Source organism: Chroococcidiopsis cubana SAG 39.79, assembly GCF_003991895.1.
GTDB lineage: Bacteria > Cyanobacteriota > Cyanobacteriia > Cyanobacteriales > Chroococcidiopsidaceae > Chroococcidiopsis > Chroococcidiopsis thermalis.
Map to the genome: position 1 here is coordinate 14,068 of NZ_RSCK01000064.1, position 22,178 is coordinate 36,245.

The window sequence follows — 22,178 nt, forward strand, 5'->3', positions numbered from 1 at the left end:
ATAGCGATCGAGATGCTTTGATTTAGATCGAGCGCGATCGCTACCATTTCTACTTCTACGACTTAAACTTGGGCTAACGCTGGTTCTCTAGTTGCGCTCTTGATTGAATCAGCTGGAGTACAGTAGACTTCGCAAGAATTATTTGGACTTTCAATCAACTTGACCTTGTGTAGTTCTGCGCCTAACTCTCGCACTGGCTGTTGCAGCACATTTGAGATATATACGGCGATATTTTCTGCCGTAGGCACGACTTTGGCAAAGTAGGCAATATCTTTGTTGAGAAAAGTATGGTCGAGTGGTTCAATAACCAAGTCTTCGATCGCTTGGTTCAATGCACTCAAATCTACAATCATGCCCGTACGAGGGTGAATTTCCCCCTTTACAGTCACTTCTAAGTGGTAATTGTGACCGTGACCGTTTGGACGAGCGCATTTTCCGTAAATTTCTGTATTCTCTTGTTGGTTGAGATCGGGATGAGCTAACCGATGAGCGGCGCTAAAATGAGTGCTAATAGTTAAGTATGCTTCCATGCCATTTCCTTGATATTCTGCCCAAAGTTGAGGATGTTCAAATAACTGAATTTTGACTATCGGTAAGTGTGAGGCAAGCTTTTGCCAGATGACGCGGGCGATATTTTCCGTTGTTGGCAATGTTTGCTGAAATTCTTGCCAAACGTCATTGAGATAGGAAAAATCTAGCTGGCTAGTCACTTCTCGCTTAATTACGTGCTTGACATCAGACAGGTTTAAAACCATGCCATATTCATCTAACTCTCCGAGAAGAGAAACAAATAAGACGTAGTTGTGTCCGTGACCTGGAAAGCGGGAACATAAGCCAAATTGTTGCTGGTTCTCTGTTTCGCTCAGCTCTGGCAACCAATAGCGATGGCTGGCGGAAAATTGAGCGCGGCGGTTAACTATACATTGCATGAGCGCACAGGGAGCAGTATGTAAAATTTCGTAAACTTAACACTTTTACTAGAATAGACCAATTGCTACCGCGATAGCAATGAGTTGGTAGTTGGTAATTGGTAGTTGGTAATTGGTAGTTGGTAATTGGTGAGTTTTATATTCTGAGATATAAACGGACGATTGGATTTAAAGTAAATCATAATAATTTCAATTTTTGGCTCAATAATTTGAGTAATATGAGTCGATTGATTACTTTTTAGTCTTCTGAAAAGTTATTTTTTGGAAAAATATTTAACTCATTCATTAAATGAAATACTTTTTATAGCCACGGGAGAAAAGAGGGATGACGGTACAGCTAAAGAATAAAATCGCGATCGCCCACAATAGAAATAGCCTCGTTGATAGATCGACTTTAACAATTGAGCATCAAAACCTTGAGCGTTGCCAAATTTTTTACATAAAATAGTGCATCTAGCCGGAAAAAGCTTTGGTGAGTTTGTGTCTTTAAATATTGCAGGTTGTTAAATTTTAGGTTCTTGAATTTTATCTAACGACTGAGACACAAAGGATATAGAGCATGGAAAAACAGGAGGAAGATCTATCCGTATCAGTATTGTGGTTGCAAGTATGGGGATTGGCAGGATTGCAAGGGGCGATCGCACTAACTTGGTTGATTTATAGCGTGTATTTGCCTAAATTGCTGGAAGAATCTTACTTTCCCGCCCCTGTTAGTTCTGCTCTACTTGTGGTTGGAAATGGATTGGCAGTGGTACTAGAACCTTTGATGGGAGGCTTATCCGATCGCGATAAACAGCAGTTTGGTAGCCGTTTTCCGCTCATAGCAGCAGGGATCGTTTTGGCATCAACTCTATTTATAGCAATTCCGACTGTGGTTGTTTTCGGCAAGGGTGTAGGTGAATTTCGTTGGGTGTCAATCGTGGTATCGGTAGCTTGGACTCTGGCAATGATAATATTTCACAGCCCAGCAATATCTTTACTAAGAAATTATGCCCCTCTAGAGGGATTAGTGCTAGCTAATAGTTTGTTAGTTCTCGTAGCCGGATTATTGACAGCTTTTAGACCAGTTGCTCACAATTTAGTGTTAAATTTAGATACTATTTTTGCTTTTGCGATTGGTTCGTTTTCATTGCTAGGTGCGGCAGCTATTTTAAGATATGTCAATTTGCCAGAAACGTTGGCAAGGGCAAATTTAACCGTTAGAGCAGCAATAGAACACAAAAGCACAGACAATCCACCACTCAAAAGCGCTTTAAGTTTAATTTTTTTAAGTGGGATGGCGATCGCTTGGGGAACGCAGTTTTTGACAGTTACTTTGTCCAAAATGCTGATGCTACGACTAGAAATTAATAACGTGGACTGGTTGATGGTAGGAGTGGGGATTATGCTGGCACTTGCAGCTCCGCCAACTGCTGATTGGACGCTGCGGCTAGATAATCGACGTGCTATATGTATAGGTGCGATCGCGACTGCTATCTTGTTACAAATTGCAGTATTTATTCCCAGTTGGTTGACTTTGATTCTTGCCATCCTCGGGTTACTAGTTACTTTTAATCTTGTACTGAATGGTGCAATTCCTTTTGTCCTGATGTTAGTAGCACCGCATCAAGCTGGAATTGGCGTAGGAATGTACTTTGGTGGTATAGCTGGGGCAGAAAGTCTATCAGGATTGCTCCTTCCCCCAGAGCAAAGCGTTATCCCTTCTGTAGGAGCCATTGGTGGGGCGATCGCTTTTCTGTGCTTGGCTGCCTGCGTAAGAGTTAGTGGCAGGTGGCGAATCTAAAGTTTCTTCAATATTCATAAATTCTTTGTTTGAAAACATATAGTTTAGCTAGCAATTTTTTATAATATTGGTAATAAATTTGAAACAGTCTTTTCATTCAAACGCCTCGCTTTAGGAAAAACTCAAGTTTGTGGGGTAACAATTTAGTTTGGCTAGAACTTTAGTTTGGCTAGAACTTTAGTTTGGCTATAGCTTGGTAAGGTATCATCCTTGTTTGAAAAAAAACATTTACTAGCAAAGCGATACGAAGTACAGATAACTGATTTGAATACTCCTCAATCTTGACGAACAACTGAAATTAAAATAATTCCTTCACTTGAGAGGAGAATTTTATGGTTGGCTTCAACTTGAAAAAATCCGGTCAAAAAACATTAAAAAAATCTCAGACAAACACAGCTAAGATATACCAGCCATTCGAGAGCGCAATTTTAACTGTTAATCCAGGCGATCGCATTGCTAAAGAGCCACAGACTTTGGTGGACAAAGCTAAACAAATTGCTGTAGATGCACCTGATATTACAGGTGACTGGATTAAGGTTCCAACTTATTTTATTTTTGAATATCCGAATGGCGAAAAAAAAGCATTACATCACGTCAAAGATGCCAAAGAAATTTCTGATGCAATTCGTCTAGCTCGATTTGAAGAAGATGAAAATCTAATTATAGAACCACACAAACCGCATAATGTTAACTTAATCCCTTTCATTCTGGTAGTGCTATTAGTTCTATTTACTATTCCCATACTGATCGGAATATTTTAGGTAGCACGTTATAAGTCTACTGCTAAATAATTGCTGAGGGTTGTTAAAAGGGGTTGCCATTTCCGCCGCAAAGCAACGTATAATTCTGCACCTGCTTCTCGATCTGTTGCTGTTTCTATACCCTCAGCACTCAATCTTTCCACTGCATCATAATATCTTTTTCGCCAGACTAGTTCCATTTGGCGAGCGCATTTTATCCGGTGTTTGGGTAGAATCGATTGAGATAGCTCGGAGAGAATATGCGTACTGCCACCCCACAATTCTGCTACTGCTGTAGAGTGTAATAGAGAACGATATTTTTCAGCATTTAATGCGCTTTTAATCAGGCTTGCCGTGTCTATTGCTAAGAGTATGACTCGCGGTAGAGTATAATATGTTTCGCGAAAGCGGAAATAAATCAGTACTGGATAGGAATGTTGTAGCTCTAGTAACTCAATCAAATCTCTCGCCATATTAGAAAGATCCTGCTGAATCCCACTGAGTTCGCCACTAGCTCCCAGTCTTGCTAATAACTCTGCTGCATCCCCCGTGCCATCGGTGCGATGGTATAAGCTGAGAGCAAATGTATTGCGGGTAATTAAAGCATTATAGACTGAGAGTAAGTAGGTAATTGTAATTGTAAAACTAGAAAATCCCAGTGCTGCTTCTAATAAAGTTAGTAATCGATAAGTAGCTGTTTTTGGAACTAGATCGCCTGTTCCTAAAGTAGTGAAAGAAAAGCCGCTATAGTAGAGTGCAGTAATAAAATCAGTGGGCGTTTTTCCTTCACTAGCTTGAATTGCCGAACCTAATTCGGGGAAAATAATTAAAGCAAATCCACTCATAAGTGAAGCCGCCCACACTGCTAAAATAGCAACTATCATAATAGAACCACTATGAGCAAGTAGGCGATCGCTTTTGCTAGGAATGACTTGCGTTACTAGGCGCAAAAAACACCATATTCCTCGGTTCAAAGGCATACTAACAACACTACTACCGAGGCGATGAAAAAGTACAGTTAGATAAATGTCTAAAAGAGTTAAAATAATTATCCCCGTACCAGCCAATTGTATTAATAAATCCATTCCCTATCGTTTTTATCAACTTTGCTACCATTAGTTGTTCGTAACTAATCGTACTGCATTTTACAGTATTTCACTCCGACTGTACTCTTTCTAGAGGATTAAATTTGCATGTTAAAAGAGAAGGATAAATACATCAAACTTTTTAAACTTGGCAGTATAACTATAAAATCAAATTATGCGATCGCCGATCTAGTTAACTGACTTCATGCAGTTTGGATAGAACTTAATTATTGAGTAAAGTTTACAAATACTAATAATTGTTATCGATCGAACGTGTTGCTAAAGCATAAAATTCATCCTTTTGGCTACGTTCTTGTGTTGAGATTTTTGAACTAGAGATAGATTGAGATTAGCTTCATTTGAATTAGAACTAAATATATCAGTTTCGTCAGAGTAACTACTAAATTTTTTGCTCAATTTTTTACAAATTTGTCAAAACTTTAGTTGTAAGAGTTACAGAATAGAGATTTTTATCAGTCAGGAGGTTAGAAGAATGGCTGGTCAAATGTGTTGGTTTCCTTGCTTAGGTGCTGAAAGCGAAAAGATTTTATATCTACGGCGATCGCCAGATAAACCTTGGCAACCTTATACGAGTTGTCCTGAATATTCTGTTCCCGACTACAAAATAGATGGCGGCTCAAAAGGATGGGCAACTTATCAAAAATTACATAAAGCAGGTTGGCAATTAATTTCTACAGCTCAAGCTCAGAGGACAAACCTAGCAATTCGATAAGCTCTGCTATGAATTCACGATCGCCGTCCAATTGAATAATCAAAATCTTAGGAAAGAATATGAAAAGTAAACTTTGGGTAGAGCATCATTCGCTACCAAAATTCAGTCGCGAGCGCGTAGTTCGATTTATCGGTGGTAGTGGTAAAATCAAGCAATATAAACCTACTGCTGGAAGCTGGTCTTATACTGTTGAAATGGATATGGGAACCCCGCCAGAAATGGGCAGAATAGGTTTTGAAACGACAGTCTTATTAGATGAAGCAGATATTCAAGGAGTAGAGTAAAATCAGAGCTAGATTTCTTCTCTACACTTTTATGTTGGGCTGAATATTCTTCTGAAAGCTCGCCTTAAAACAGATAGAATCAGTTGTTGTGTGAAGACAAAAAAACTCATACTTTTGGTTAAAGACAGAAGCACTTTCAGTCTTTTACGGTAAAAATGTAATAAAAGAAGGTTCATCGCGCTCGACTTGTAGCTAGAGTAGACAGCAAATACAGAACGCAAAAGCGAATGGTAAATCTTGGAGCCGCAAATAGAAATAAATAACTCCTAAGCTAATAAATATGCAGCTTCAGGACAGGAGAATGCTATGTTATTCCAAAATCGAACTACAGCAGGTCAAGCCCTAGCCGATCGATTGCTAGCCTATGCTAACCGTAGCGATGTATTAGTACTAGGATTGCCTAGAGGTGGTGTACCAGTCGCCTTCGAGGTAGCACAAGCATTACACGCACCCTTAGATGTGTTTTTGGTACGTAAGCTGGGTGTCCCCGGGCAAGAAGAATTGGCAATGGGGGCGATCGCCTCTGGTGGTGTGAGAGTGCTGAACTACGATATTATTGAAGCGTTGCACTTATCTGAAGCAGAAATCGATCGCGTTACAGCCAGACAGCAACAGGAATTAGAGCGACGGGAACGGCTCTATCGGCAAAATCTTCCTTTTCCCCAACTGCGCGATCGCACGGTCATTTTAGTAGATGATGGTCTGGCAACAGGAGCAACCATGCGGGCAGCTGTGAAAGCAATACAATTACAGCAACCTGCGGCAATTGTCATCGCCGTGCCAGTTGCTTCTCCTGAAACTCAGCAAGAATTAGCCACTCAAGTCGATGAAATTGTCTGTGTAGAAACGCCCGCACCTTTTTACAGTGTTGGTTCTTGGTACGCTGAGTTTCCCCAAACTACTGATACTCAAGTGCGCGAACTATTGCAACAAGCTGGCACAGTCGCTAGAAATGTATCGTAGTACTTTAATTGTTAGCTGAGCGATCGCTACCTAGTTTACTTTCACTTACAAAAAACTTGTCACCTCAGCCGTGCAGTGCTAACGTCGATAAGCCAGTTAGCTTTTGGTAGCAAGCCAACTCCAAACTTATGCAGCGCAGACGCTTAGCGGCTTTTATCAGTCTTGTTTTAGCCTCCTTTACTCCACCCCTCATCCCTTTTTCCGTCCTCTCCGCACCACCTAAAACCCCCAACCAAACGGTAGAATGCGAAATTCTCGTTACGGGTGCAGGACTTGCAGGTGTCGCCACTGCATACGAGGGATTGCTAGCAGGACGGACTGTCTGCATGACTGAAATTACCGATTGGATGGGAGGACAAATTTCGACTCAGGGAACTTCTGCCTTGGACGAACGCAGAACTCAACGGTTGCAGTTGTTTTTCTCTCGTGGTTATTTAGAACTAAGAAAACGCATTGCTGATAAATATAATGGCAATTTAAACCCTGGTGATTGCTGGGTGAGCGATTCTTGCTTCCTGCCTCACGACGGTCACGAAATTCTTTATGATATGTTGCAGGATGCGGCAAAAAAGGGTCGCGGTCAGCTGAAATGGTTTCCTGCCACTGTGGTGAAGGAACTGGAAATTAGCCGCGCTGGATCGCAACAAGCTATTCAAGGCGCGATCGCAATTCAACATCGTCCTGCTGCTGGCGTGCCACCTCTCAATACCCTACCTCTATCTCAAACAATTGAAGACTCCTATCGCTACGAAAATTCAGCTCGGTTGAATAAGGAAATTTTGCGGTTTGTACCTTTGGAAAGGAGCGAGGAGCGAGGGGTGAGGAGTGAGGGAGTATCTAAGTGGTATGTGGTGGATGCAACGGAGACGGGAGAATTAATTGCTTTGGCAGATGTCCCTTATCGTCTGGGGATTGATGCCCGTTCTTATTTAGAACCTTCTGCCTCTAGTACGACTAACGATCCCTACTGTACTCAAGGCTTTACTTATACTTTTGCGATGGAGGCGACTAAAGACCCTATAGGTCACAACATTCCTCCATTTTACTCTCAGTATTCCGCTTATTATAGTTACGAACTGCCCCGTTTAGCAAGCTTTCCTTTAGTATTTACCTACCGTCGAATTTGGAGTCCGAAAGACGGCGAACCCATGTCATTCGGGGGCATTAATTTTGAAGCTCCCGTACCAGATGATATTTCCATGCAGAATTGGACGTGGGGCAACGATTACCGTCCTGGCACTGCTGCCGATAATTTAATCTATACTCGCGCTCAGTTGCAGGCAAACGGTCAACTCCTACCTGGAAATTGGTTAGGAGGACTGAGAACAGAAAGCTTGCGTAAAGCGGAAGAACACGCGATCGGTTATTTTTACTGGTTGGTGACGGGTACAACCGATTCGCAACTGGGGGACGGGGTGAAACAACCCCAACCAAACAATCGCTATTTATCTGGACTAGATTCGCCGATGGGAACGGTACACGGCTTGTCTAAGTATCCTTATATGCGGGAAGGACGACGGATTATTGGTAGACCGAGTTGGGGACAGCCAGAAGGCTTTACCGTTTGGGAAATCGATATTTCTCGCCGCAACTACAATGACGATTACTACCGTCAAACCTTATCCCCCCAGATGTATCGCCGTTTAAAAATCGCTTTGGCAGGACTGGAAACCATCAATGCGATCGCCAGTACTAAGCCACCCGAACAAATTGCCCGACGGACTCGTTCCACAATCTTTCCCGACTCAGTAGGGATCGGTCACTATGCGATCGACTTTCATCCTTGCATGACCAAAAGTCCCCCCGAACTTCCAGGAAACACCGAACGAGAAGGGGAACGCCAAGGTGCGGGTGAAGCCTATCCCTTCCAAATTCCCTTACGGGCGATGATTCCTCAAAAGATCGAGAATTTACTCGTAGCTGGAAAAAGTATTGCTACCAGTCATATCGCCTCTGCTGCTTATCGGGTGCATTCCTTTGAATGGTCTGTAGGCGCAGCCGCCGGAACTACCGCTGCTTTTAGCTTAGAAAAAGCGATCGCCCCTTATCAACTCGTAGACGACTTACCCAGACGAGAACCCCTACTCGAACAACTGCAATATCGCCTCCAACAAAACAATAATCCTACAGCCTTCCCACATACATCCATTTTCAATCTAGATTGGGATGATTGGCGGTGAACAGTTGTCAGTTATCAGTGACTAGTGACTAGTGACTAGTGGCTGGTGACTAGATATGAAAAGATAGTCGCTCACCAATTACCCATTACCAACAACCAACCATTCCTTGTTATCTTGAGAGAATGTATTTTTGTGAAGTTCTGTCTGTCGTGCTATGAACAGGGTAGTTTCTACAACAGTTTACGGGATGGCAACAGCACCGACGATCGCACCTGAGAAATCGTCTAAAGTCGTCAGCAAGCTATATCCTAATTACAAGGTAATCGTGTTGGATGACGATTTCAATACGTTTCAGCATGTAGCTGAGTGTTTGATGAAGTATATACCAGGTATGACGGGCGATCGCGCTTGGGAATTAACCAATCAAGTTCACTACGAAGGTCAGGCGATCGTTTGGGTGGGACCGCAAGAACAAGCAGAACTCTATCATCAGCAACTTCGGCGTGCTGGCTTAACTATGGCTCCTCTGGAAGCAGCTTAGGACAATTAATGATTAAATATTAAAATGAAATATTAAAACTTATTAACCTAATTATGAGTAATGCCAACGGCAGGCTGGTCTGGAATCACTCAACCCACATCTCAGGCTTAATTCCAGTGTTAGAACGCCTGACTCGCATTGATGGAATTCAAACAATTACCCCTGGAGTCATTGGACGGGTAAAAGGTCACTCTCCCAAAATGCAACTTCGTATTTCCGTGCCGATTCGTGGTGGATTTAAACTCATAGCACGCCAAGGCAAGACTGTACAAGAAGTATTCATCCTGACAACTCTCAGCCAGGATGAATTAGTAACAGCAGTGACGAATGTTTTGAAATCGTGAGTGGTAGTTGGTAATGGGTAGTGGGTAGTGGGTTGACAGTTAACTGTTAACTGTTAACTGTCAACTGATTTACTCTTCTACTTGTCGCACGGCAAATCGATGTAGGGGTAGACAAAGAATACAAGCAAAGGTAAGAAAGTAGGACAAAGCCGCAGTGAGTTTTAAACTCATTAACAAAACTTCCCAATCTGGTAAGGTAATTTTTTGCAATCCCAAACAGATGCAGTAAAGCAACCAGTAAGTAAAGCTCATCTGCAATAGATTTTGCTCTGCTTCTTCTAGTTCGTTTACCTCTGCTGAATTAGCTCCTGAAAGCAATAGCAGACCAGCAATACAGGCAATGGCAGATATAAAAGCGATCGCGTCTGAAAAGTTTAAATTTTGTATCTGCATATATGTATATCCAAAACTTTCAATTCCCATCAGTCTAAAGGAATAGTGTTTCGGTATACAAAATCAGTTACAAACTGCAACAGAAATAGGTAGTTTGATTAAAATCTTGTAATAAATGTAAATCAGTCATTGGTCATTAGTCATTGGTCATTTGTCATTAGTCATTTGTTGTTGGTTGTTAGTTGTTGCTCAACAGTCACTGGTAACTGGTAACTGGTCACTGGTCACTGGTCACTGATTTGAAAGTTTGCCCATAAGACAAAACCTTCAACGCGACAGCCTAAATCTTGCAGCCAGCGAACTAGTTCGTGATTGCTATTGTGTATTACGGTATAAGTGCGATCGTAGGGAACTAGGGTCATTCCCGTGTGAGAATTTTTTATTTGCAGAGTAGCGGGGCGATCGAAATATGAATTTAAGACCTTTAGCAAGCGATCGACTTTTGCTTTTTCTACAGTAATGCTCAGCAAAGAACTATCTTTTTGAGTAGCTAATAAATCGAAGCGATCGCAGTTTTTTAACTTGCGTCCTAAAGCTCCTTGAGTTGGTAAAAATAATGCTGCTGCTCCGGTCAACCAATCTTGTTGATTTAAAGCAAAATATCTCCAGTCACCATAGGCATATTCCAGACATTTATCGCGATTAATAGGTAGAACTAATCTTCCGTGAAAGCCATAATCAACGAGATAAATACTAACTGGATTAATGAGATTAGCAGGAGGTATAATAGTAACAGGAGAACAAATCCATCCTCCGAGGATAACGCTGGTAATTGCTAAGACAAAAAAAGCAAAGCGGCGTGTTTTCACATTTTAGAATCGCGTGTTTTTTTCAGATTTAGTTGAGCCATAAAATCCTGAATTCGCTGCCACACTCGTTCTACTAAATCGGGACTGTCAGCATTAAACCATTCAATTTGAGGATATGCTCGAAACCAAGTTCGCTGTCGTTTAGCAAATTGTCGCGTATGCAATACAGTTAATTCTTTTGCTTCCTCTAGGGAGATATCTCCAGCTAAATATTGCTTGAACTCTTGATATCCTAGCGTATTGAGTAAAGGTAAATCCATGCGGTATTTTTGACACAAATACTCAACTTCAGCCACCAAACCATCAGCCACCATTTGTTCTGTACGCTGAGAAATTCGCTGAGTCAGGGCATTCGATTCACAGTCCAAACCAATTTGTAAAATTGGATAACAGGGGGGATCTTCTCCCTGTTGTGTTGAGATTGGACGACTAGTAACGTAGAATACTTCCAATGCTCTAACAGTTCTGGTTGGATCGTTGGGATGAATTTTAGTTGCAGCTACCGGATCGACTTGCTGTAACATTGCATAAAGCTGCTTTTGACCCAAAGATAGAAGTTGCGATCGCAATTTTGGCTGTGGTGCTACTCTAGGAATCTTCATTCCCCGCACGATAGAACGGATGTACAACCCAGTCCCTCCTACTAGGAGAGGGAATAGGTGTAGAGACGTTGCATGCAACGTCTCTACACCCCTCCATTTTTCGATTAATCCCTGTGCTTGTTCCTGATACTCCGCCACGGTAAAAGTTTCAGTGGGATCGCAAATGTCAATTAAATAGTGAGGTATGAGTTGTTGCTGGCTAGGAGTAGGTTTAGCCGTGCCAAGATTAAATTCGCGATAAACTTGACGCGAATCGGCACTGATAATGACAGAATTAAGTCTTTGAGCGATAGTTATTGCCAACCCTGATTTACCCGTGGCGGTTGCTCCACAGATTGTAATCAAGCCAAATCTATGCGAAATATCAGTTTGGTACATCCCCTAGATAAATTGCTCTTTAGAATGCCCTAGAGCCGTCTTTAAGCCTATTGTGTTAGAATTTTGGTATGATTTCTTATTTTAGATATCATTGGTTAATTTAACCTCATTATCGGAGACTCCCTTGCATGACGAGCAGCTACAGCGCCGAGCAAATTCAAGTTTTGGAAGGTCTGGAACCCGTCCGCAAACGACCAGGGATGTATATTGGAACCACCGGACCGAGGGGACTCCACCATTTAGTATACGAGGTGGTAGACAACTCCATTGATGAGGCTCTAGCAGGATATTGTACTCACATAGAAATCGACTTAAACGCTGACGGCTCAGTACAAGTAGTCGATGACGGTCGAGGTATTCCCACCGATACCCATCCGCAGACGGGGAAATCGGCACTGGAAACCGTGATGACAGTATTACATGCTGGAGGTAAATTTGGTGGTGGTGGTTACAAAGTTTCTGGCGGTTTGCACGGAGTTGGGATTTCTGTTGTCAACGCGCTATCGGAATGGGTAGAAGTTACAGTTTGGCGGGATAAAAAGGTACATACCCAACGCTACGAACGGGGCGTACCGATGGGAGAACTGCAAACCAAGTCATTTAAAGAAGCGAAGACAGGAACTGGAGTTAGATTCAAACCCGATGCAGAAATTTTTACAGTTGGTACGGAATTCGACTATATCACGCTGGCTGGTCGTCTGCGAGAGCTAGCGTATCTAAATGCAGGGGTAAGAATTACCTTTACCGACCACCGTTTAGAACTACTCAAAAGCCAAGAACCAAAAGTTGAGACTTACGAATACAAGGGTGGGATTCGCGAGTACGTCAGCTACATTAACAACGACAAGCAAGCCTTACACGAAGAAATTATTTTCGTGCAAGGGGAACGCAACAACGTCCAAGTTGAAGTCGCTTTGCAGTGGTGTACGGATGCCTATACCGATAACTTGTTAGGCTTTGCCAACAACATCCGCACGGTGGATGGCGGAACGCATTTAGAAGGGTTGAAAACAGTTTTGACGCGGACGCTCAATGCGATCGCCCGCAAGCGAAATAAAATCAAGGATAACGAACCCAACCTCAGCGGCGAACACGTCCGTGAAGGGTTGACAGCCGTGATTTCTGTCAAAGTCCCAGATCCAGAGTTTGAAGGGCAAACTAAGACAAAACTCGGCAACACGGAAGTGCGGGGGATTGTTGACTCGTTAGTTGGGGAAGTGCTGACGGAATATTTAGAATTTCGCCCCAGCATTGCTGATTCGATCTTAGATAAAGCAATTCAAGCATTCAAAGCTGCTGAAGCCGCACGCCACGCACGGGAATTAGTGCGGCGTAAATCAGTATTAGAATCTTCGCCCCTACCAGGAAAGCTAGCAGATTGCAGTTCTAGAGATCCTGGCGAATCGGAAATCTTCATCGTGGAAGGCGATTCAGCGGGTGGGAGTGCTAAACAAGGACGCGATCGCCGCAACCAAGCGATCTTGCCTTTACGCGGTAAAATTCTCAATATTGAAAAAACCGACGATGCTAAAATCTACAAGAATACCGAGATCCAAGCATTAATCACCGCTTTAGGCTTGGGCGTAAAGGGAGAAGAATTCGATTCATCCCAATTGCGCTATCACAAGATCGTGATTATGACAGATGCTGACGTGGATGGAGCGCACATCAGAACTTTGTTGCTAACATTCTTCTATCGCTATCAGCGACAACTGATCGAGCAAGGCTTTATCTATATTGCTTGTCCGCCACTTTTTAAAATAGAAAGGGGACGCAATCATTACTATTGTTATAGCGAGCGCGAAAGAGATCAAAAAATTGCTGAATTTCCTGCCAATGCCAACTACACGATTCAACGCTTCAAAGGTTTGGGTGAAATGATGCCACAACAGTTGTGGGATACCACAATGAATAATGAAACCCGCACCCTCAAACGAGTAGAAATCGAAGACGCAGCCGAAGCAGACAGGATCTTTACCGTATTAATGGGCGATCGCGTTGCCCCTCGACGCGAATTCATCGAAACCTACGGTTCTCGCCTCAACTTGGTAGAGTTGGATATTTAGGGTATGGGGGACAAGGGAGATAAGGAAGACAAGGAGGACAAGTGAGCAATTCTAGCCACCAGCCACTAGCCACCAGCCACTCCTCCTACTCCCCCCAAATCACAGCCGATGGTTCTTACACGTTTTTCTCAGCCGAATTTGGCGAAGCATATCACAGCCAGTTTGGGGCGCGTCAGGAAGCTGAGTTTAAGTTTGTGGAACCGACGCAGCTACGGCAAAAGGCGCGGCAACAAAAATCTTTACGATTATTAGATGTATGTTACGGACTGGGTTACAATACCGCTGCTGCTTTAGCAGCTATCTGGGAAGAGAATCCCAATTGTGAAATAGAAGTTGCAGGATTGGAGTTAGATCCAACAGTACCCCAAGCGGCGATCGCCCACAATCTCCTCGATAACTGGTCGCCACTTTTACCCCAATTAACCCAACTTGCAACAACGCATCAAGTTACAAGCGATCGCCTGCAAGCAAAGTTACTACTTGGCGATGCAAGGCAGACGATTCAAACATTACAAGCATCTGGTTTTCAGGCAGACGCAATTTTTCTCGACCCGTTTTCTCCGCCTACCTGTCCTCAATTGTGGACGGTGGAATTTTTAGGGTACGTGGCTCGATGTATGCATAAGAGTGGAATTTTGGCAACATATTCCTGCGCTGCATCCGTGCGATCGGCTTTGCAAGTAGCGGGGTTAAAAATTGGTTCCACATCACCCATAGGTAGGCGATCGCCTGGTACTGTAGCTAGTTGGCATGATTCTGGCTTACCCCCGCTGTCTCAGGAAGAACGAGAGCATTTACAGACTCGTGCGGCAATTCCCTATCGCGATCCTCAGTTGTGCGATTCAGCAGAGATAATTTGTCAACGACGAGTCCAAGAGCAACAAACCAGTTGCTTAGAACCAACTTCCCGCTGGCGCAAGCGAAGAAGTAGAGACGTTTAGCAAGTCAGTGACCAACTACCAACTACCAATTATCAACTACCAACTACCAACTACCACTCCCTAACTTGATAAAATCTAGACTAGGAACCTTAGTTGAAGTTAATTGTGACTGTTAAGCCAGAGTGGTTACGGGTAAAAGCGCCGCAGTGGCAGCGCGTCGGTAAAGTTAAAGACATTTTGCGGGATTTAGCCCTCAATACTGTCTGCGAAGAAGCCTCATGTCCTAATATTGGCGAGTGTTTTAATGCAGGTACGGCAACATTTTTGATTATGGGACCAGCTTGTACCCGTGCTTGTCCTTACTGCGATATTGATTTTGAGAAAAAACCTAAACCCCTAGACCCCACAGAACCACAACGCCTAGCTGAAGCAGTTCGGCGGCTGCGGCTCAATCATGTCGTGATCACTTCCGTAAATAGAGACGATTTATTGGATGGGGGTGCATCTCAGTTCGTTGGCTGTATTCAAGCGATTCGTGAGGTATCGCCTCAAACTACGATTGAGGTTTTGATTCCCGATTTATGTGCGAATTGGGATGCTTTGGCGACGATTTTACAGGCGCAACCAGAAGTCTTAAATCACAATACAGAAACCGTTCCCCGCCTGTATCGGCGAGTACGTCCCCAAGGAGACTACGATCGCTCCTTAGAATTGTTAAGGCGATCGCGTACTTTAGCTGCTTCTGTCTACACCAAATCTGGTCTGATGGTAGGACTGGGAGAAACCGATACGGAAATTCGCCAGGTGATGCAAGATCTACGGGCTGTCAATTGCGATATCCTCACGCTAGGACAATATCTTCAACCCAGCCAAAAGCATTTAAAAATAGATAGTTTTATTGCTCCAGAACAATTTGATGCTTGGCGGGAGTATGGTGAATCTTTGGGTTTCCTACAAGTGGTTTCTTCACCTCTCACCCGTAGTTCCTATCACGCCGAACAAGTACGGGAGTTAATGCAGCGTTATCCTCGCTAAAAAGCGAGCGCGCGTCTCTACAAATAAAAACCAAAAAAAACCCTCCCGTCGTGGTGCGGAAGGGTTACCTTGAAGTGTGGTGTGAGGAGCAGACATAGAGTCTACTTACAAACATGCTAATGAGTGAATGTGACAAAAAAGTGACACAGAAATGGCGATCGCATGAAAAAAATTATGACATCTATAGATGCAAGCCAAGTTAAATTGGCAAGCGATTAATATCCCTATTACAACCAATTACAACCATAGCAGAACCCTTCTCTAAGCGTTTTCTAGGATCGGGGTTGATTTCAAATTTGCCATCTTGACTCACCGCTAGCAAGTTTAAACCATAGCGGTTGCGAATTTGTAGATCGCCGATTGTTTTGCCATGAAATTCATCAGGTACGATGACTTCAACGATGCTATTATCTGGGTCAAGGTCGAAGCGATCGAGAATAGCTGGTTTGGTGAGCGATCGCGCTAACTCGCATCCTGCTTCATACTCAGGAAAGACAACGTGATCCGCGCCAACGCGATGTAACAATTTGCAATGAACCCCTGAAGATGCTTTTGCCACAATATGCGGTACGCCACCTTCTTTCAAGTTCAGCGTCGTAATAATACTTTCTTGTATATAGTTACCAATCGCAACAATGACCGTATCAAACTCGTAAATTCCCGCTTCTTTTAACGCTACAGAGTCAGTAGAATCGAGTTGTACGGCGTGAGCTGCAATATGTTCGCTCATGACCTGATTGACGTTTTTCTCATCAATGTCCGTTGCTAATACCTCATAACCCAACCGATGTAGAGTAGAGCAGACAGCACGCCCAAACCGTCCTAAGCCAATGACCGCAAACTGGTGGTTATCTTTGCGGAGACTGCGAAAAAAACCTAAAGACGACAGATTCACACGCTTATACCTTTGCTTCAATCAACCTTACTTCTTATGTGAAGTAAAGTTACTAAATCGTTCCAACTCAAATATATACCTTTACCACTCGAAAACAGCATATTTGCTTAAATCTCTTGGTATATCTCGTTCGTAGCGATTTAACCTACAAGTAAATTTTCTTCGGGATAGTGGATAGCAGTAGGGCGAGGATCTCCTAGTACGGCTCCTATGAGTAACAAAATACCTACCCGTCCGATAAACATGGTGGCGATTAAGACTAACTTAGCCGCAGCAGAGACATTGGCGGTGATTCCTGTCGAAAGTCCTACAGTAGCAAAAGCAGATACGACTTCAAACAAGATTTGAATAAAATCTATGTTCGGGTCAGTCAAGGATATCAAAATTGTTGCTAGTATTACCGTGGCGATCGAACCAACTAGTACGCCAACAGCTTTTAAAATCAGGTTAAGTGGAATTTGACGCTCGTAGAGTAGCACGTCCTCTTTCCCTTGTAGAATTGCCTTGGTACAACTAGTTAACACGCGCAAAGTTGTCGTTTTTATACCTCCACCCGTACCACCTGGACTTGCACCAATAAACATAAAAGCAATAGTAAGAAATAAGCCAGCATTAGTCATTTTGCCAATATCAATTGTGTTAAATCCAGCCGTTCTGGGAGTCACAGACTGAAACCAAGCAGCTAATATTTTATTTTGCCAACTGAGATTACCGAAAGTATTGGGATTTCTCGACTCAATTAAAAAGAAAGCAACCGTACCTGCAATCAATAAAATCAAACTCGTGCTAATTGCTACTTTTAAATCTAGCGAAAATACGACTCTTTCTGACTTGCGTTGGAGGCGATCGCGCAAATAAATATAAATTTGAAAAAGGACTCCGTATCCAATACCACCAAAGATAATTAATCCTGTGACGACTAAATTTAATAAAATTGACGATTGAAAACCGATAAAACTATCTTTAAATAAACTGAAACCAGCATTGTTCCAAGAGTTTACGCTATGAAAAATAGCTAACCAAAGGGCGCGATCGAGTCCATATTGAGGTGTGAAAACTGGTAAAAGTAGAAAGATTCCTGTAATTTCAAAAATCAGGGTTACGCCAATAATCGAACGGATTAAATCGGCACTATTAGATAACCCCGTTCGGTCGAGTGCTTGTTGGATTGCCACTTTATCGCGCAACCCAAATTTCACTCCAATCAAAACTAATAAAAAAGTGGTAGCTGTCATGTAACCCAAACCACCAATTTGCACTAAAGCAACCAAAATTACCTGTCCAAAAAATGAGAAATAAGTTCCCACATCTACTACAGATAGCCCAGTGACGCAAACAGCAGAAGTAGACGTAAACAGTGCCACAATTGGGTTAGTCCAATCACCGCTACTAGAAGAAAAAGGTATCATCAGCAGCAGCGTTCCAACAGCGATCACCGCTAAAAATCCTAAAGAAATAGTTCGAGGAACAGTCATTATTTTTGGTAATTGGTAATTGATAATTGTTATTTGGTAGTTAGCAAGAGGAATTAATTCCGAATTCCGAATTCCGAATTCCGAATTCTTTATGGTAGGCTAATTGCGGGTTACGTTAATACTGAGTTGTGATGAGTGCGACACTTTACGAGCGGATTGGGCAATTTTACGATTCCTCCTCTAGTTTGTGGGAACAGGTGTGGGGGGAACACATGCATCATGGCTACTATGGCACAGATGAAAAACAGAGAAAAGAGCGGCGACAAGCACAAATCGATCTGATTGAAGAACTGCTGCAATGGGCAGATGTAGAGCAAGCACAGCATATCCTCGATGTCGGCTGCGGTATAGGTGGTAGTTCGCTGTATCTTGCCCAAAAATACAATGCCCAAGCCACGGGAATTACTCTTAGCCCATTTCAAGCGAATCGAGCGACTCAACACGCTCAAGCGATGGGTTTGAGTCAAAAAGCCGAATTTTTAGTTGCAAATGCTCAGAATATGCCTTTTGCGGATAACAGCTTTGACTTTGTTTGGGCATTAGAAAGCGGCGAACATATGCCCGATAAGGTTAAGTTCATGCAAGAGTGCTACCGCGTGCTGCAACCTGGGGGAAAGCTAGTCATGGTGACTTGGTGTCATCGCCCTACGGATGCTAAGTCAGGAGGTATTCTGACAGCAGACGAGCAAAAGCATCTGAACGAGATTTACCAGGTGTATCACTTACCTTACACGATCGCCTTACCGGAATATGAAGCGATCGCCCGCAATCTTAATTTAAACAGCATCCGTACCGCAGATTGGTCAACTGCCGTAGCGCCGTTTTGGGATGTAGTCATCGATTCCGCTCTTAATCCCACGGCAATATTAGGTTTAATTTTATCTGGGTGGGAAACAATTCAAGCAGCACTGTCTCTGGGGCTGATGCAGCGGGGCTACCAGCGTGGTTTAATTCGATTTGGCTTGTTGTGTGGGATTAAGTAATGAAACGTACCGTCAAGACGCAGAGAACGCCGAAAGTAAGGCGATTAAATTTGGCTGAGTGGCTTTACGCTTTTTGGAAGTTCTCGCGTCCCCACACCATTATCGGTACGAGTTTGAGCGTCTTAGGAATGTATTTAATTGCCTTTGATGCGCAGATCGCTCTTTCCCAACTCCCGACTAATGTACGGGCGAGTTTTGCCGATAGTTCTCTCATCGAACGCATGGTTCATTGGCTAAACCCGCCCCTACAGCCACTGTTATTGGCGTGGATTGCTTGTCTGTGCGGCAATATTTATATTGTTGGCTTGAATCAACTAGAAGATGTTGAAATTGACAAAATTAATAAACCCCATTTACCAATAGCATCTGGTGATTTTTCACAGCGTACAGGTCAAATTTTGATAGCCATAACGGGAATTTTGGCGTTGGTATTAGCTGGGGCTGCTGGATGGTATTTATTTGGCATGGTAGCAATAAGTTTAGCAATTGGAACAGCTTATTCTTTACCACCAATCCGATTGAAAAGGTTTCCTTTTTGGGCAGCTTTATGCATTTTTTCTGTTAGAGGAGCGATAGTTAATTTAGGATTATTTTTGCATTTTAACTGGTTATGGCAAGGAGTTTCAGGAATTCCTAGCTCGGTTTGGACGTTAACTTTATTTATTTTGGTATTTACCTTTGCGATCGCAATTTTTAAAGACATTCCCGATTTGGAAGGCGATCGCCAATATCACATTACAACTTTTACCATTGCTTTAGGGAAAGAAAAAGTTTTTAACCTAGCACTTTGGGTAATAACTACATGTTATATAGGTATAATAATTGCAGGCATTCTAGGACTTCCCTCAGTCAACTCAACTTTTCTCATCAGTACCCACTTATTACTCTTAGCTTTGCTATGGTGGCGCAGCCGTCAAGTAAACTTACAAGATAAAAGCGCGATCGCCAGTTGCTATCAATTCATTTGGAAACTCTTCTTCTTAGAATATATTTTGTTTCCGGTAGCTTGTTTGTTGGGTTAGTTAGGTAATGGGTAATTGGTGGTTGATAACTGGTCACTGGTCGCTGGTCACTGGTCACTGTTTGCTGCTTCTTTCCTGGGGAGGATGGAAATGGTACTCTGTTTGTATAGGGTCTAAACAGTAGTATTAGCAATTTGAGGAAATTATGACTATGCAGATATTAATGCAAGCAGCAGCAGATGCGGCAGTAAATCAGCCCCACTTTCCAATCTCTGCAACTCTAGTATATGTAGTTGGTTTTATTGCTGCTGCGACAATTGGTTCAGTTGCTTGGTATAATTCCAAGCGTCCTGTAGGTTGGGAAGATAAAGAGCGTCCCAGCGTAGTCCCAGAAGTGAAAAAAGAAGAAACTCCCGGAGTTGGCGAACCAAAATAAAAGTCAAAGGTCAAAAGTCAAAGGTCAAAAGTTAGTGTAGAGACGTTATATGTAATGTCTGTACAGAGTTATTAGTTATCAGCGATTAGTGACTGTGAGGAGTGACTAGATCGAGAATTCAGCTACTAACCACCGATCGCTAGCCACTAGCCACTCATAACAAATGACTAATGACTAATTTTGAGTCTCTACCCAACGACGGTAGAGATTTTGGATCGCGTGAATTGCGGAATTGTGCATGGAATGATGCTCTATTTCCTCTGAATGAGAAGACTCTATTTTGTTAAGCAATTGAGCTTCTTCTACGGCAACGTCGCCATCACTATAGATTAAGCCGCTAATAGCTTCAATCAAACTTTGGTAAGCTGTTTCACTAGGGCGATCGCCTAAATATGCTTGAATCCATTCATAACATTCTGTAGGCTGTACTGTTCGGAGTTCGTTGAGTAAAGGTCGAATCTCTGGATCGTCAGCCAAATTTTTTGCTTGAGCGACTTGCTGAAGATATTTTCTTTCCTCCGGTTGAATTTTGCCGTCCAACCAAGCAGCACCGATCAAGATTTTCATTAAATTTTTGGTATTAGAATTATTAGTCATTTTTGGTAATTAGTAGTTGGTTAGTCTTGTTTCTCTTTTCCAGTCACTAGCCACCAGCCACTAGTCACTGCTCCCTTCTCTTCAATCGAACCATAAAAAAGCCATCCATTTGATGCTGATGGGGAAATACTTTTAGCCAACCTGCGGTAGTGGAAAATGGAGTTGCAGGAGAATTGGGTGGAAGAGGATCGATTTGCCATTGGGAATGGCTTGATAAAAACCATTCCACTACTCTTTCATTTTCTAAAGGATGAAGAGTGCAAGTGGCGTAGACAAGAATACCACCAGGTTTCACCCAGGTAGCCGTGCGATCGAGTAGTTCTTTTTGTAGGTTAGCAAGTTCTTGCACTGATGCGGGTGTTTGTCGCCAACGAGCATCGGCGTGGCGGTGCAAAGTTCCCAATCCAGAACAGGGAGCATCAAGCAACACGCGATCGGCTATATTCGTAAATTGAGTCAGAGAACGGCTATCGCCGGGACAAATTTTGATCGATCGCAATTGTAGGCGTTCGGCATTTACTTTAAGCTTATTCAAACGAGATGTGGTGCGATCGCAAGCCCAAATTGTTCCACGATCTTGCATCAATTCGGCTATGTGAGTTGTCTTACCTCCAGGTGCAGCACAAGCATCAATGACAACTTCCCCCGCTTGCGGATCGAGTACGTGACTCACAAGTTGAGCGCTACTATCTTGGACAGTCCACCATCCCGCACTATATCCAGGTAAATTCTGAATTGCACCAATACTTCCAGTCAACCTCAAAGCTTGGGGTAGATGGGGAAGCCGAGTTACAGATACCCCTGCTGCTTGCAACTGCGTTTCTACTTCTTCGATAGAAGTTTGTAAAGTATTAACTCGTAGATCGATCGCTGGCGGTTGATTAAACCATTCACATAGTTGTTCTGTTTCTACCAAACCCAACTGTTCCAACCACAATTCAATGATCCAATTAGGGTAACTGTGTAGAATTCCTAGTCTTTCAACTGGATCTTCTGGTAATGGGTAATGGGTAATGGGTAATGGGTAGTTGGTAGTTGGTTGTTTTTCCCCCTTGTCCCCCTTGTCCCCCTTGTCTCCCTTGTCCCCCTTGTCTCCCCCCTCTGCCTTGTCTCCCCCCTCTGCCTTGTCCCCCTTGTCCCCCTT

23 protein-coding genes are annotated in these 22,178 nt (G+C 43.0%); 14 read left to right on the plus strand and 9 right to left on the minus strand.

Annotation, left to right across the window (positions count from 1 at the left end; translation table 11 throughout):
* Nucleotides 1–62 precede the first annotated feature (62 nt).
* Nucleotides 63–929, minus strand: coding sequence for a 6-carboxytetrahydropterin synthase (locus DSM107010_RS26520; RefSeq protein WP_015152428.1), 867 nt, complete (start codon nt 927–929; stop codon nt 63–65).
* Between the two features lie 559 nt (nt 930–1,488).
* Here DSM107010_RS26520 and DSM107010_RS26525 point away from each other — a divergent pair.
* Both DSM107010_RS26525 and DSM107010_RS26530 read left to right on the plus strand, forming a co-directional pair.
* On the plus strand, nt 1,489–2,712 hold the full coding sequence (locus tag DSM107010_RS26525) for an MFS transporter (RefSeq protein WP_106166185.1): 1,224 nt from the start codon (nt 1,489–1,491) through the stop codon (nt 2,710–2,712).
* 332 nt (nt 2,713–3,044) lie between these two features.
* On the plus strand, nt 3,045–3,473 hold the full coding sequence (locus DSM107010_RS26530; RefSeq protein WP_015152426.1) for a hypothetical protein: 429 nt from the start codon (nt 3,045–3,047) through the stop codon (nt 3,471–3,473).
* 8 nt (nt 3,474–3,481) lie between these two features.
* Here DSM107010_RS26530 and DSM107010_RS26535 read toward each other — a convergent pair whose 3' ends face one another.
* Entirely contained in the window at nt 3,482–4,537 is a 1,056-nt protein-coding gene (locus DSM107010_RS26535) for a potassium channel family protein (RefSeq protein WP_106166184.1), read from the minus strand.
* A gap of 493 nt (nt 4,538–5,030) precedes the next feature.
* Here DSM107010_RS26535 and DSM107010_RS26540 point away from each other — a divergent pair, with 493 nt between their 5' ends.
* The 6 genes from DSM107010_RS26540 (at nt 5,031) to DSM107010_RS26565 (ending at nt 9,522) form a co-directional block, all read left to right on the plus strand.
* Complete coding sequence (locus tag DSM107010_RS26540) at nt 5,031–5,270, plus strand: hypothetical protein (protein ID WP_015152424.1); 240 nt, start codon at nt 5,031–5,033, stop codon at nt 5,268–5,270.
* Nucleotides 5,271–5,329: 59 nt separating this feature from the next.
* Nucleotides 5,330–5,554, plus strand: coding sequence for a hypothetical protein (locus DSM107010_RS26545; RefSeq protein WP_015152423.1), 225 nt, complete (start codon nt 5,330–5,332; stop codon nt 5,552–5,554).
* A 306-nt stretch (nt 5,555–5,860) separates the two neighbouring features.
* Nucleotides 5,861–6,517, plus strand: a complete 657-nt coding sequence (locus tag DSM107010_RS26550; protein WP_106166183.1) for a phosphoribosyltransferase — start codon at nt 5,861–5,863, stop codon at nt 6,515–6,517.
* Nucleotides 6,518–6,645: 128 nt separating this feature from the next.
* A complete protein-coding gene (locus tag DSM107010_RS26555; protein WP_106166182.1) occupies nt 6,646–8,697 on the plus strand; it encodes an FAD-dependent oxidoreductase in 2,052 nt (683 codons plus the stop codon).
* 187 nt (nt 8,698–8,884) lie between these two features.
* On the plus strand, nt 8,885–9,178 hold the full coding sequence (gene clpS / locus DSM107010_RS26560) for an ATP-dependent Clp protease adapter ClpS (RefSeq protein ID WP_233222595.1): 294 nt from the start codon (nt 8,885–8,887) through the stop codon (nt 9,176–9,178).
* Nucleotides 9,179–9,231: 53 nt separating this feature from the next.
* The gene (locus tag DSM107010_RS26565; RefSeq protein ID WP_106166181.1) at nt 9,232–9,522 is read left to right on the plus strand and encodes a DUF2103 domain-containing protein; all 291 of its coding nucleotides are present in this window, start codon (nt 9,232–9,234) and stop codon (nt 9,520–9,522) included.
* Nucleotides 9,523–9,591: 69 nt separating this feature from the next.
* On the opposite strand, the gene DSM107010_RS26570 is transcribed toward DSM107010_RS26565, so the two are convergent.
* The 3 genes from DSM107010_RS26570 to miaA all read right to left on the minus strand — a co-directional run bounded on the left by DSM107010_RS26570 (nt 9,592) and on the right by miaA (nt 11,704).
* On the minus strand, nt 9,592–9,915 hold the full coding sequence (locus DSM107010_RS26570; RefSeq protein ID WP_039717311.1) for a hypothetical protein: 324 nt from the start codon (nt 9,913–9,915) through the stop codon (nt 9,592–9,594).
* A 224-nt stretch (nt 9,916–10,139) separates the two neighbouring features.
* Nucleotides 10,140–10,724 (minus strand): DUF2459 domain-containing protein, encoded by a 585-nt coding sequence (locus tag DSM107010_RS26575; protein WP_106166180.1) that lies wholly within the window; start codon nt 10,722–10,724, stop codon nt 10,140–10,142.
* Entirely contained in the window at nt 10,721–11,704 is a 984-nt protein-coding gene (miaA, locus tag DSM107010_RS26580) for a tRNA (adenosine(37)-N6)-dimethylallyltransferase MiaA (RefSeq protein WP_106166179.1), read from the minus strand. The genes DSM107010_RS26575 and miaA overlap by 4 nt, the downstream gene beginning before the upstream one ends.
* Nucleotides 11,705–11,832: 128 nt before the next feature.
* On the opposite strand from miaA, the gene gyrB reads away from it, so the two are divergent.
* The 3 genes from gyrB (at nt 11,833) to lipA (ending at nt 15,686) form a co-directional block, all read left to right on the plus strand.
* Complete coding sequence (gene gyrB / locus DSM107010_RS26585; protein ID WP_015152415.1) at nt 11,833–13,770, plus strand: DNA topoisomerase (ATP-hydrolyzing) subunit B; 1,938 nt, start codon at nt 11,833–11,835, stop codon at nt 13,768–13,770.
* Nucleotides 13,771–13,811: 41 nt separating this feature from the next.
* Nucleotides 13,812–14,711 (plus strand): tRNA (5-methylaminomethyl-2-thiouridine)(34)-methyltransferase MnmD, encoded by a 900-nt coding sequence (locus tag DSM107010_RS26590; protein WP_106166178.1) that lies wholly within the window; start codon nt 13,812–13,814, stop codon nt 14,709–14,711.
* A 105-nt stretch (nt 14,712–14,816) separates the two neighbouring features.
* Nucleotides 14,817–15,686, plus strand: a complete 870-nt coding sequence (lipA, locus tag DSM107010_RS26595) for a lipoyl synthase (RefSeq protein ID WP_106166191.1) — start codon at nt 14,817–14,819, stop codon at nt 15,684–15,686.
* Between the two features lie 199 nt (nt 15,687–15,885).
* Here lipA and DSM107010_RS26600 read toward each other — a convergent pair whose 3' ends face one another.
* Together DSM107010_RS26600 and DSM107010_RS26605 are read right to left on the minus strand one after the other, a co-directional pair.
* Nucleotides 15,886–16,581 (minus strand): potassium channel family protein, encoded by a 696-nt coding sequence (locus tag DSM107010_RS26600; protein ID WP_015152412.1) that lies wholly within the window; start codon nt 16,579–16,581, stop codon nt 15,886–15,888.
* Between the two features lie 140 nt (nt 16,582–16,721).
* Entirely contained in the window at nt 16,722–18,056 is a 1,335-nt protein-coding gene (locus tag DSM107010_RS26605; RefSeq protein WP_015152411.1) for a TrkH family potassium uptake protein, read from the minus strand.
* A 131-nt stretch (nt 18,057–18,187) separates the two neighbouring features.
* Between DSM107010_RS26605 and DSM107010_RS26610 the strand changes: the two genes are divergently transcribed.
* The 3 genes from DSM107010_RS26610 (at nt 18,188) to psb35 (ending at nt 20,437) form a co-directional block, all read left to right on the plus strand.
* Nucleotides 18,188–19,039, plus strand: a complete 852-nt coding sequence (locus DSM107010_RS26610) for a methyltransferase domain-containing protein (RefSeq protein ID WP_127024303.1) — start codon at nt 18,188–18,190, stop codon at nt 19,037–19,039.
* The gene (locus DSM107010_RS26615) at nt 19,039–20,061 is read left to right on the plus strand and encodes a homogentisate phytyltransferase (RefSeq protein ID WP_106170130.1); all 1,023 of its coding nucleotides are present in this window, start codon (nt 19,039–19,041) and stop codon (nt 20,059–20,061) included. The genes DSM107010_RS26610 and DSM107010_RS26615 overlap by 1 nt, the downstream gene beginning before the upstream one ends.
* A 151-nt stretch (nt 20,062–20,212) precedes the next feature.
* Nucleotides 20,213–20,437: a photosystem II assembly protein Psb35 gene (gene psb35 / locus DSM107010_RS26620; protein ID WP_041462317.1), complete on the plus strand. Its 225-nt coding sequence runs from the start codon at nt 20,213–20,215 to the stop codon at nt 20,435–20,437.
* Between the two features lie 174 nt (nt 20,438–20,611).
* On the opposite strand, the gene DSM107010_RS26625 is transcribed toward psb35, so the two are convergent.
* Complete coding sequence (locus DSM107010_RS26625) at nt 20,612–21,034, minus strand: tellurite resistance TerB family protein (protein ID WP_106170132.1); 423 nt, start codon at nt 21,032–21,034, stop codon at nt 20,612–20,614.
* Between the two features lie 64 nt (nt 21,035–21,098).
* Nucleotides 21,099–22,178 (minus strand): 16S rRNA (cytosine(967)-C(5))-methyltransferase RsmB (gene rsmB / locus DSM107010_RS26630; protein ID WP_127024306.1); only part of this gene is annotated, 1,080 nt, incomplete at its 5' end.